This window comes from Faecalimonas hominis, assembly GCF_054660755.1.
The window spans coordinates 1-11,579 of sequence record NZ_BAAHSH010000068.1 but is presented as its reverse complement, the minus strand read 5'-3'; the positions used below and the strand labels follow the sequence as shown (position 1 = coordinate 11,579).

Sequence of the window (11,579 nt, the reverse complement as noted above, 5' to 3'; positions counted from 1 at the left end):
ACAGCCCTTTTAAAAGCCCTTTATCTAGCTACCTTTGAAGCCACGAAAAAATGGACAGCAACGATCCGGAACTGGGCACAGGTCTATGGTGAACTGAGCATTATGTATGAGGGACGCTTACCCGAATAATAAAAAAGGTCAAAAAGACGGGCGGATTTCCCGCCTGCTATTGACATGCAATTTTGTAGCTGTTATATATAAGACAAAGGCGAAAAGCTGATTTTACTCAAGCCTTTCGCCTATCATTATCATAGAAGATCTTATTTACAGACTTTTCTTCATAGTCTCGAGGGGCAGACACTCTGCTCTTCCTTTTATAATGTCATATATTTTTCTATCATCTGTCTCAGACACCAGTTCCATGTCATTTCTTCCACGCCATTCTCAGTTACCACCTCATATTCTCTGACAGGAATATCATTCAAATAATATGTGACGGTTCCAGCCCTCTCACCTTTTTCTATCGGAGCCTTCCATTCCTTTTTTATTTTCGTCTCCACCCTTACGCTTTCTTCATCGCTCATCAAAATTCTTTCGCTGATTTTTTTCTTTCCTTTCACACAAAATCTTAACTGTGCCTTTTCCGTAAAATCCTCATCTTGTGGAATTCCGTTTTCGACCGGTATTGTCTCAAAATAAATAGCAGGCTCAATATCTTTATATTGAAAAGAGTCCAAACCGTACTGCATCAATTTTTTTGTGTCCGACCATTTGTATGTTTTATTATTAGGCCAGCCACACCCTAATAGCGCCACCACAAATGTCCTGTCATTCCTTCTCAATGCGCCCACATAGCAATACCCCGCCTCTCCCGTAAACCCTGTCTTTCCGGAAATTGCTCCTTCCATCATTTCTAAAAATGCATTATGATTATGGCATATATAAGTTCGTGTTTTCTCCATATTGGTAAACTGATAACTTTTCTGCCCTGTAATCGCTAAAAATTCTTCCTTTTTTGGTGATTGTGTAATACAGTAACTCATTATCTTTGCCAGTTCTCCCGCTGTAGTGGAATGTTTTCCAGTATCGTCTTTTGCGTCCAGACCATTCGGAGTAATAAAATATGTATTGATGCAGCCAATTTCTTTCGCCTTTTCATTCATCATCTTTGCAAATTTTTCTACACTTCCTCCCACCTTTTCCGCTATCATCACTGCACTGTCGTTGTGTGATTCCAGCATAAGTGAATACAGCAGATCCCGCAGGCGAAAAGTTTCACCCTTTTCCACTCCCAAATGAACTTTCGGCTGCTTTGCGGCATTTTCTGATGCAACAACCTCCCCTTCCAGATCTCCTCTCTCCAGCGCGAGGATACAAGTCATAATTTTCGTTGTGCTCGCCATTGCTCTCCGTTGATCTCCATTTTTTTCAAATAAAATACGCCCACTGTCTGCGTCCATAAGAACTGCTGACTGGGCGTACAACTCTTTGGGCTTTTCAACCGCTTTTGCCGTTATACTAAAAAATATAGTTACAATTAAAACAATCCCTATTCTTTTTTTCAAAATCACACGCACCTTTTGTCAATCCGTCTATCCTACTATATGTGCGTTTTTTTCTTCTTATTCCTTTAGTTAAATATCCAATTTCAATTGTACTTCATCTTCCGCTTCCGCTTTAAAATCTTCCAGTTTTTCTGTATCAAAAACAGGGAGTTCATCTACAGACTGTACACTGAACCGCCTTAAAAATTCTTCTGTCGTCCCAAAAAGAAGTGGTTTACCGGGAGCGTCCATTCTCCCCACTTCTGTCACAAGGTTGTATTCGATCAGTTTATTCACTGCATGATCGGATTTTACTCCTCTTATCTTTTCAATTTCCAATCGGGTTACCGGCTGTTTGTAAGCTATAATCGAAAGGGTTTCCAGCAGTACGTCGGTAAGCACATGACGTTTTGGCTGTTTTGCAATCCGAATTAAATATTCATACATTTCCTGTTTTGTACATAGTTGAAATGCATTTTCCAATTCGATAATGCGTATTCCCCTATCCTCTTCCTCATATCGCATCATCATATTCTGTATAATTTTTCTTGTCGTTTCCTTATCATGTCCTATCGTATTTGCTATTTTATCCAACTCTACAGATTCACCCATCGTAAATAAAATTGCTTCAACAATAGCCTCTGTTTCTTTAATCTCCATGTATCGTCCTTCCTTTATCTGCATACAGTTGATGTAATCATAATTTCCGAAAAAGTATTTTCCTGTACAACCCGTATTTCTCCCGTTTTCATCATTTCAAGAACAGCTAAAAATGTGACAACAATATGTATCTTTGACTTCTGCCTTTCTAAAAGTTGACGAAAACTGAACGTTTTGTGCGCCTTCGCATACTGATGCAAGAATGAAATTTTCTCCGGCAATTCCACTTCTTCTTTCTCAATCCTCCCAAATTTACTTCTTATCGGATCAATCTTACCTTCCTGTCTCTTCAACACCTCATTATACACCGCCTTCAGCTTTGCCAGAGTCATTCCGTCTAAGAGGACATCTAAATCCACCGGCTCGGTATACTCTGAAACTTCTTTCGGAATGGAGGGGGCTCTGAACATAAGCCTTTCTCCTTCAATTTGGCGGTCACGAAGTTCATATGACATATATTTATACATTTTGTATTGCAGTAACTGCTCCACCAGTTCCTGTCTCGGATCTTCTTCCTCCCCTTCTTCGTTCACCTCTTTGGGCAGTAACATTTTACATTTAATATCCAGTAGGGTAGATGCCATCAGTAAAAATTCGCTCATTACGTTCAAATCTTTTGTTTCCATGTCCCGAATGTAATCCATATACTGGTTCGTAATTTCCACGATCGGAATATCATAAATATCAATTTTATTTTTTTCTATCAAATGAAGCAGTAAATCTAACGGTCCTTCAAACGCTTCTAATTTTACAGGTATTCCCATAATTTTTCCCTTTATCCTTTTCCTTTTACATGAAGTATAATAACTTCCGCTTCGTCAAACAGCCGTATGGGAATCGTATGCACTCCCAGCCCCTTGCTGACGACTATCTTCTTTTTCCCAACATCGTATATTCCACCTGAATATTTTGGAAACAGGCAGGCCTGCGGCGTAATTACACCTCTCTTAAAAGGGATACGCACCATTCCGCCGTGTAAATGTCCCGATAAAGTCAAATCCGCTCCCCATTTTGCATATGTTTCTGCATGAACCGGATTATGTGACAATAAAATTTCAAAGATATCTTCATCTGCTTTCCCTAAACGGCTTTCAATCTCATCTATTTTTAATTTTTCTTTCGTAAATTTACCATAGTATCTCAAAGGAATCTCAAGACCGCTTATTCTGATCTTGCTTCCCGCCCAGTCAAGTAAGACCGAATCATTTTCCAAAAGATGCACGCCTGCTTTTAGTAACTCTTTTTTATATTGAATATATTTCTCTCCATATGTGGCAGGCTTCTCTTTCATGCGCTGTTCATGATTTCCATTCGCACAGTAAACCGGAAATTCCGACGCCAAAGATGCCACAAATTTTTCTGCCGTTTCCGAAGATTTGTTTTTATCTCCGACAAGCAAATCCCCTGCTGAAAGTATTATATCCGGTTCTTCTCTCTCTATTGCTTTTAATAATTTCCCGTTGTCTTTTCCATAGGAATAATTGTGTAGATCACTGATAAAAGCAACCTTCTTTTCACCCATATTTTTCTTCAGTTTTCCCGAAACTATTTCATAATGAGTTACTTTAAATGTAGTAATTTCCCGAATAATTTCAATAAGTATAAGAAGAAAAATAATTCCCAGTACAATCAATAAATTCTTCAAATTTCTCTATCCTTTTCCTTTATCTTCCCATACTATTATATATTTTTTTCATGTTTTTTACAAGAAAAAGGTTTTCAGGACAGACCGTACCGCATACGGATAGTCTGCTTCTTTTATATCTTCCTTGGCTACAACGGATACATTTCCGATTTCTTTTTTGTTTAAATAATAAATTACTCTTCCCAGTTTCTCTCCCTTTTTTATCGGAGCAGAAATATTTTCTTTCATTTTTACCTTTTTCTTTATGTTCGACAGGTCTGAACCCGACGAGTCAATATATTTAAACTTCTTTTCCGCCTGTATATCAACCGCCTCTTCCTGACCTCTTTTCACCTGCACTTCCTTTATTTTTATAGGCGCTTCATCTTCATATTTTCTACACTTTCCAAATCCGTAATTCATCAGAGTTACAGCATCTTTCACTCTCTGCTTCGCATTAGGCGATGCCATCACTACGGCAATTAAGTTTACTTTATCTTTTTCTGCTGTTGCGGAAAGACAAAATTTCGCTTTCCCGGTTGAACCTGTTTTTAATCCGGTAGCATATGGATACTGTCGGATAAATTTATTTGTATTCGTCAACCCAAACTTAGACGTACCCTTTTTTGTCTCATGCGTAATATTCTCCTGCCATATTTTTGTATATTTATGTACTTCAGGATATTTTGTAATTAATTCTCTTGACATAAGCGCAATGTCCCTGGCCGTTGTCAGATGTCCGTCGGCGTCTAAACCGTTACAATTTACAAAATGGGTGTTTTTCATTCCTAACTTTTCCGCCCGCTCATTCATCTTTTTGACGAAAGTCTGCTCGTCGCCGCAAATATGCTCTGCCATCGCCACACATGAGGCGTATAAACATAGTAGACAGATTATGGATTACACATTTTACACGGAGAATATGACTGCTTCAGTAAATCATCTCTCTTTCCGCTAAAGGCCTCTTTATTTTTCTCTTTAATATCCTTTATCCCTTTACAATTTGGAAGATGAAATTTTTTCGTATTTGTATTTAAAATATACGAACCTTCTTTATTATTTTTTTCCTGTTCAGAAACTACTCTTTCATATTCCACTGCAACAGAATCCGTGTCTAAAAACACACCTGTATATTTTGACTCTCCAGTCTGATAGTTCATTTCAATCCCCGGCTGTACATTATAGAAAAATACGCAGTAAGATATACCCTTTCCTTTATCTTCAACCGAATACCCTTCCATAAGCAAACCTCTGCAAAGCATTTCTTTATCTACGAAAACAGGAGTTACCCTATACATAACATGGTTTCCCGTTTCTTTTATATAATCTGCCACCAGATTTTCGTACTCTAACATTTCTAAATTCATATATCTTGTTCCACTGACAAGATTTTTCTCATTATCATTTTCCGCTCCTAACTGCCAGCCAATACAATGCGCCCTGTTTAAAATAAATTTTCCCTGCACACAATCATATTTCACCGAATGCCACCCTGTCGGTTTCACATTTCCGATTTTCCCTCTTTTCTCCTGCTCTTTTGGCATTGTGTCTTTGCTAAGGCTGGCAATCGAAGTTGTACAACGCCCTAAAGAGTCCAACTCACCATAAGTTTCAAACGATTTATCCGTAATCTCTTCCTCTGTAAAATATGGGACATTTCCATTCACTTCCACATACGGTTCTCCGTTATATTCCGGAACAGACGCATAATCAAATGTTCCTCCCGATAAATTAACTTCGTTCTCTTTCTGATTTGTTGTCGCATTTGCGCCACCGCAGGCAACTATATTTACGGATAACATTAATACAAGTAATAAACTTTGTATTCTTTTCAACACAGTTTTCTTTTTCACTATCTTTTCCTACCTTTCTTTATCCATATGGATTTGAAAAACGATAATAAATATCAATCATACCATCTTCATGTACTTCAATTTTATTTATCAATTCCAAAACCATCTCCCTTGTCAGTTCTGATACATCTATGTAATTTTTAAATGCCTCAACCCATTCATCATGCTGACTATCTAATTTGTCCTGCATCTTCATTTTTTCAAGTACATTTTCTTTTTGAAGTTGCAACTCCTTAATCTGTCTATCATACTCCCCAATATAATAAACATATTCTTCTTTCCCTATAAGTTCTTCCATAAAATTATTATACGTTTTTTTCTTATAATTTCCTATTTTTTCTATTTGATTTTCTAACTGTCTCTGTTGAAACTCATAATTTGTTCTACTAGACTCTATAACTTCAAACTTTTTAAGTTCATCAACATCTGCCTGTGATAATATTTTTCTTGCTTCCTCTTTTATTGAATTTAATACAAGTTCTTCTAAATCACAGTTTTTAATACTATGGCTATTGCAAAACTTTTTTCCATGCTGCTTATATGTCTTACAAATATATCCAATAAACTGATGGGTTCCCCTTCTTTCATATTTCCTGCTCATACTATGTTTACAATCTGCACAAAAAAGAATACCGGTAAACATTCCTTTTATTTCATTGCCGATAACACTCCTTGTTTTAATTTTCTGCATTTCCTGCACCCTATTAAAAATCTCCCTGCTTATAATAGCATCATGTGTATTCTCAACAATAATCCATTCCTCTTTGGGCATAGATACTTTCTTTTTATCTTTATACGAAAGTTTATTAGTTTTATTTTGAACTAAATCTCCCACATAAGTCTGATTATTTAAAATAGAATGAATCGTCTGATATGACCACACCCTTGTTGTTTTCAATGCTCTACTGTTTTTATAATTTTCTCCAAGTATCTGTTGTTTATATAAAGTCGGTATCAGCACACCCTCTTCTGATAATATTGAACCTATCTTTGCTTTTCCATAGCCGCTCAAATACAATTCAAATATCCTTATAACAACATCTGCAGCATACTCGTCTATAATTAAATGATTATGATTCTTCGGATCACGTTTATATCCATAAGGACATGATGAACCTAAAAACTGCCCATTTTTCATTTTAATTTTAAAGGCACTGCGAATGTTTTCCGACAAATCTTCACAATACCATTCATTTACCAAACCGTTTATCTGACGTGACTTTTTATTAGAGGCTATTGCCGTATCTACCCCATCTACCACACCTATGAACCGTATTCCTAAATTCAAAAAATCATGATGCAAATATTTTTCTATATGCTCCATATTTCTTGAAAAACGAGATTGCGTTTTAGCAATAATAATATCAAAAAGTCCTAGTTTCGCATCTTCAATCATTTGTTCAAAACTCGGTCTGTCGTCATATAAGCCACTCTCATCATCATCTGAATAAACTTTTACTATCTGAAAATTATTTTTCAAAGCATAATCTGTTAATAACAATCTCTGATTTTTAATACTTGCACTATCATCTCCTTCATTCACTTTATCTACATCTTCTTTGCTTAATCTAAGGTATAATACTACACGATTTCCCATTTAGCATTTGCTCCTTTTTCTTCATAAAATATTATACCCTTATGACATATACCATTCAAAAGTATACATCATAAGGGTTATATTTACCATCTCTATTTCTTATGGATTTTGATTACATTCTTCATACACTCCAAAAGAGTTTTTTCTCCATAAATCACTTTTACTTTTACATCTTTTCCATTTTTATCGTTCACTTTTATCCCCGCTTTTTTCTTTTAATATATGAAACAACTCCTCTTTCTTATAACATCAACACACAATTTTTCCTATCATCTCCTATTCCCAATGTAATCTCTTTAATTCTTTTTTCGCTTCTTGAATTTCCGTTATTCGTTCCAACAGCCCATAAAAATTCACATCACGATACACTTTTCTCAACATGGCATCTGTTCGCATTTTTCTCAGTATTTCCAGTGCATCACAATAAATTTTTTCTAACCGCTCATCACTGATTTTTTCTAAATAAGTAAATCTATCCTGCATTTTACTTTTTCTCAATAATCTTCCAGTTATCCTGTCTTTCTAAGACTAAATCATATTCAAACGTCTGAATCGTGTTTGTAAAAAGCGACTGGTAGGAAACGGTTAAATGTACTTCTACCTGATTTTCATGAATAGATATAATAACAAACTTATCAAGCATATTAAACTTATAACTATCCGTATGTATTTCCGGCATAACTCCTTCTTTTGCATAATACTTCAATTCCTTATCTGATAGCGTGGATATACTGCAAAAAAATCTTCCAAGAACTCATTTACACTCTCTTCTAAATCGGCTTCAACATTTTCTGCTTCCATATCTTCTTTTACCGCAACATTTGATTTTTTCGGTAATTCAGTCAACGTTGGCAATTTTGTGACAAGCATATCTTCATTTTTATCCATATACACAACTGTCTCATAAGGTTGTTCCACTTTCTTTTCTCCGGAAGCACTAATCACTTTCTGCCCTACAATAAAAGTAACCTTGTACTCCTTATCTTTTATCTTTTCTACATTCCATATGTCCAACTTATACACTTCTGAGCGGTTAGTAACCTCTGCCGGAAACATTCCCTGCACACTATGAATAACTTCTTCGTCCGCATACTCCTCAAGTTTTTTTATTCGCAAATCCATACCTTCCTTAGTGTTTTCCCAAGAAAAATATTCTTTGACAAATCCTCTGACAAAATTTTCAATTCCATTCGTACTTATCAATTTTTCTTCCACTATTTCTCTCTCATGGACAGTATGCCTATCTATTGCCGTAAAATTTTTATAAACCGCAAAAACAAGGCTGATGCCTAACAAAATCCATAGAAAAATTACACGTTTGCTATGTAACCCTTCATGTTTTACTTTTTCTTTTTTTATACCTATTTTCATTTTCTCACTTCCTATTCTTCTACTCTTGTTCCAAAGAAAAACTTATACTCATCATTTTTTACAGTTACACAAAATATTTTTTCATCTACTCGCGGAATCACAAAAGAAAAAATCAGGCCTATTTTGTTTTTATCCGTCTCAACCTCTTCCAGCACAACTTCTCTCCGATATTCCTGAACTTTCAGCAGATATTCCGTCATTTTTTCAATTAATTCTTCCTGATTTATTTCTTTGGGAAGTTTTTCTTTTCCTGATGTAATTACAACCTTTCCCATATCCACATTCTCATATCCCGGATCATAACTTTCATTTACTAATGCTTTTTCCTCTTCAGTCGGCTCTTTCCCAGCAACACTTTCTTCCTTTTCTCTTTCAGGCAAAATATCTGTAAATGTAAGTTTTACATCTTCGTCCAACTTAAAAATCCCCTGTACTTTATATGCCCCGTCATTTATAAGACAATAAAACTTCCAACTGTCTTGGCTCAATTCTTCTATCACCTCATAAACTTCTATCTTTTTAGGTACAATTCCTTCTGTATACAACCAGTTTCCAATAAGTATCTTAAATTCTTCCTGTTCCTGTGGACTGAAGAAAAACAATCCGTCCATATTTTCAAACGAAACCTCGCCTTGAAACTCTTTCATTTTTTCGGAAACACCATCTATTTTTTCTGCACTTTCTATCGATAGCGGATTCTCTTTTTTATTTGTTTCTCCTCTTTTATCTTTACTCAAAAACATAATTGCCAAGATACTGCCTGCCACCAAAACCGTTATTCCTATAATAATTCCTTTCCGCTTTGTCATTTCTACATCTCCTAAAATCTTTCATAATATTCTTTTGCCTTTTTTATTCTTCTCGGCATATTCGGTTTTCCTGCCCTTTCAAAACACGTTTCAAAAACTTTTGTCGCCCATTCAACATCAGTTGTATTCATAAAGAAACTTAACCCTCCATAATTTCTATCCATTAACGCCTTTGTTGTAGGATCTCCTCCCTGTAATTCAAATATAAGGAAATCTAACTGTACTTTTATATCCGTCCACGAAACACCTCTGCCTTTTGCCATATCCTCCAATCGTTTCCAACTTCCTGTTCTTTTCGTATAGTTTTCCCATTGACATATCCCCGCCGCCGGACCTTTACCGCCGCCCTGAATATTAGAAGGATTTACACCGCTTTCCTGATACATATTTCCCATTATTCCACAGGTACTCGCTTTAGAAAATCCAGCCTTACACAAATAATTATAAACCTGTTCTTCTAAATTACTTCCCTCCACATTACTGTTAAAAGGATATGCTGGAACACCATATCCATAAACGTGTTCTTTTGTTCTTGTTTTTACCGCACAAACATTTTCTTCGTGGTTTATATCACTGGTATTTCCTTCAACAGTAACAATCTTATCGTCCTTACTATATTGTACAATTCCAACATGATCTACTACCGAATCATTATTCCAATCATAGAACACAATATCTCCTGCTTTTGGTATGTAATCTTTACCTTTCCACTGTCCATGCTGCTTAAACCACGCTTCCCCTGTAGGACAATATGAAAATTTAGGAATAATCCCACTTTCAATATATCCGCATTGGTCTGCACACCATGAAACAAAACTAGCACACCAATTTACATGACTATCAAATCCATACCAGCGCCAATAGGGTTCTCCCCCTACATTTCCCACTTGCGAGAGTGCCACCTCAACTATTGCCTGACTTGACCCCGGCACAGTGGAACTATTTGACGCCCTTCCTGAACTACTTGATGCAACCGCAAAAAGTATTCCTATAATAAGAATTACAGGACTCAAGAGTAAAAAAATACATATTCCTATCTTTTTCTTCATTCTGCCACCTATTCTTTCTTTGTGCCGGAATTATTCATTTTTCCATGCGAAATCTTTTCAGAAGAAATATCATGCACTCCTTTCATATTTGCATAACCTTTCTTCTCAACTTTCCCTGTTGTCATATTTTCCTTCCGAACTGTGTCCTTAAGATTTTTCAAATTATCTTGAGGTTCATAAACCCCATTCATACTTGATAATTTTTTATCCCTTGAAGGAATATTTTTCTTTTCAGTTGCTTTAGATACATCTGATATCGAAGAGACTTTAGCCTTTTCTTTGCCTTCATATGCCAAATTCATATTTGCGAGTTTCTTCTCCTTTTGTTCTGTCTTATCAGTTCCCTCACGTTTTATCATCTGTGACACTTCTGAATTACTTTTATCTTTCCTTGCATCTTTTTTCTTTTCATCAGAACTTTGTTGCATTTTCACCGCCTGCTCACTATCTTTTGCATAACTCTCAGACATACCTGTATTCTTTCGCATAGAATATAAATTTGTTTGTTTTCCTGACTGTTTATCAACGGTTTTCTCTTCATTTTTTCCAACCATATTGACTTTCCTCGTTAAATCACTTGGATTTCTTCCCTTTGACTTTTCCGAAACCACTCTTGAAACTTCACTTTTTCCTTGTGTAGCAACTGCTTTAACCGTTCTTCCTGCCAGTTTTCCTTTTTCTTTCGCTTTATGAATAACTTTACGGTCTACTTCTTTTTTCTTTTGATCTATCTGTCTTACCGCATCTCCACCGCCAAGTTTTTCTCCAATACTGCCCAAATTCATATACACACCAATGAACAATATTAGCTGTAATATCATTGTGAAAAATAACGGCGTTTTTGATGATAAATCAAATATCAACTGCGAACTTGAGAATGTTATCATCAAAATAAAACTGACACCTATCTGAAGAAACATATACGAAAATACACTTATAATCCCTCTATATGCCACCTGAGATTTTCCCGGTAATAAACCAACAATAAAATTAATTGGTAAAAACAAAGAAAAGAAGACAAACAAAACTTGTGCCAATATCAATAAAACCGCCAGCACCGAAACAAAAAAAGTTATCCCAATATTCACTAACAAAAAAATAAGTGCCATTCCCAATGAGAGTATGAAACTTT

At 35.8% G+C, this 11,579-nt stretch carries 11 protein-coding genes and 2 pseudogenes; 1 reads left to right on the top strand and 12 read right to left on the bottom strand.

The window, feature by feature from the left end; translation table 11 throughout:
• Positions 1-129, top strand: a pseudogene (locus tag ACYQ35_RS11070) (IS256 family transposase); the annotation flags it as partial.
• 185 nt (positions 130-314) lie between these two features.
• Here ACYQ35_RS11070 and ACYQ35_RS11065 read toward each other — a convergent pair.
• From ACYQ35_RS11065 to ACYQ35_RS11010, 12 genes and pseudogenes are all read right to left on the bottom strand, one after another.
• On the bottom strand, positions 315-1,505 hold the full coding sequence (locus ACYQ35_RS11065; RefSeq protein WP_459833546.1) for a D-alanyl-D-alanine carboxypeptidase family protein: 1,191 nt from the start codon (positions 1,503-1,505) through the stop codon (positions 315-317).
• Positions 1,506-1,574: 69 nt separating this feature from the next.
• Complete coding sequence (gene scpB / locus ACYQ35_RS11060; protein WP_009757149.1) at positions 1,575-2,144, bottom strand: SMC-Scp complex subunit ScpB; 570 nt, start codon at positions 2,142-2,144, stop codon at positions 1,575-1,577.
• Positions 2,145-2,158: 14 nt separating this feature from the next.
• The gene (locus tag ACYQ35_RS11055; protein WP_009757150.1) at positions 2,159-2,908 is read right to left on the bottom strand and encodes a segregation and condensation protein A; all 750 of its coding nucleotides are present in this window, start codon (positions 2,906-2,908) and stop codon (positions 2,159-2,161) included.
• Positions 2,909-2,919: 11 nt separating this feature from the next.
• The gene (locus tag ACYQ35_RS11050) at positions 2,920-3,789 is read right to left on the bottom strand and encodes a metallophosphoesterase (protein ID WP_009757151.1); all 870 of its coding nucleotides are present in this window, start codon (positions 3,787-3,789) and stop codon (positions 2,920-2,922) included.
• Between the two features lie 57 nt (positions 3,790-3,846).
• Positions 3,847-4,626, bottom strand: a complete 780-nt coding sequence (locus ACYQ35_RS11045; protein WP_084667646.1) for a D-alanyl-D-alanine carboxypeptidase family protein — start codon at positions 4,624-4,626, stop codon at positions 3,847-3,849.
• Between the two features lie 35 nt (positions 4,627-4,661).
• Positions 4,662-5,621, bottom strand: a complete 960-nt coding sequence (locus ACYQ35_RS11040) for a DNA/RNA non-specific endonuclease (RefSeq protein WP_459833539.1) — start codon at positions 5,619-5,621, stop codon at positions 4,662-4,664.
• Positions 5,622-5,640: 19 nt separating this feature from the next.
• On the bottom strand, positions 5,641-7,218 hold the full coding sequence (locus ACYQ35_RS11035; RefSeq protein WP_459833537.1) for a recombinase family protein: 1,578 nt from the start codon (positions 7,216-7,218) through the stop codon (positions 5,641-5,643).
• Positions 7,219-7,494: 276 nt separating this feature from the next.
• On the bottom strand, positions 7,495-7,701 hold the full coding sequence (locus ACYQ35_RS11030; RefSeq protein WP_459833534.1) for a hypothetical protein: 207 nt from the start codon (positions 7,699-7,701) through the stop codon (positions 7,495-7,497).
• Between the two features lies 1 nt (position 7,702).
• A pseudogene (locus ACYQ35_RS11025) lies at positions 7,703-8,340 on the bottom strand (conjugal transfer protein).
• A 260-nt stretch (positions 8,341-8,600) separates the two neighbouring features.
• Positions 8,601-9,398, bottom strand: coding sequence for a hypothetical protein (locus ACYQ35_RS11020; protein WP_459833529.1), 798 nt, complete (start codon positions 9,396-9,398; stop codon positions 8,601-8,603).
• 11 nt (positions 9,399-9,409) lie between these two features.
• Positions 9,410-10,447: a phage tail tip lysozyme gene (locus tag ACYQ35_RS11015; protein ID WP_459833525.1), complete on the bottom strand. Its 1,038-nt coding sequence runs from the start codon at positions 10,445-10,447 to the stop codon at positions 9,410-9,412.
• 8 nt (positions 10,448-10,455) lie between these two features.
• Positions 10,456-11,403, bottom strand: a complete 948-nt coding sequence (locus ACYQ35_RS11010) for a hypothetical protein (protein WP_459833522.1) — start codon at positions 11,401-11,403, stop codon at positions 10,456-10,458.
• Positions 11,404-11,579 lie beyond the last annotated feature (176 nt).

Excerpts from the sequence above, each read along its gene's own strand:
- ACYQ35_RS11030 (WP_459833534.1), bottom strand. The coding sequence starts at position 7,701 with ATGCAGGATAGATTTACTTATTTAGAAAAAATCAGTGATGAGCGGTTA.
- ACYQ35_RS11015 (WP_459833525.1), bottom strand. The coding sequence starts at position 10,447 with ATGAAGAAAAAGATAGGAATATGTATTTTTTTACTCTTGAGTCCTGTA.
- ACYQ35_RS11035 (WP_459833537.1), bottom strand. The coding sequence starts at position 7,218 with ATGGGAAATCGTGTAGTATTATACCTTAGATTAAGCAAAGAAGATGTA.
- scpB (WP_009757149.1), bottom strand. The coding sequence starts at position 2,144 with ATGGAGATTAAAGAAACAGAGGCTATTGTTGAAGCAATTTTATTTACG.
- ACYQ35_RS11055 (WP_009757150.1), bottom strand. The coding sequence starts at position 2,908 with ATGGGAATACCTGTAAAATTAGAAGCGTTTGAAGGACCGTTAGATTTA.
- ACYQ35_RS11045 (WP_084667646.1), bottom strand. The coding sequence starts at position 4,626 with ATGGCAGAGCATATTTGCGGCGACGAGCAGACTTTCGTCAAAAAGATG.
- ACYQ35_RS11020 (WP_459833529.1), bottom strand. The coding sequence starts at position 9,398 with ATGACAAAGCGGAAAGGAATTATTATAGGAATAACGGTTTTGGTGGCA.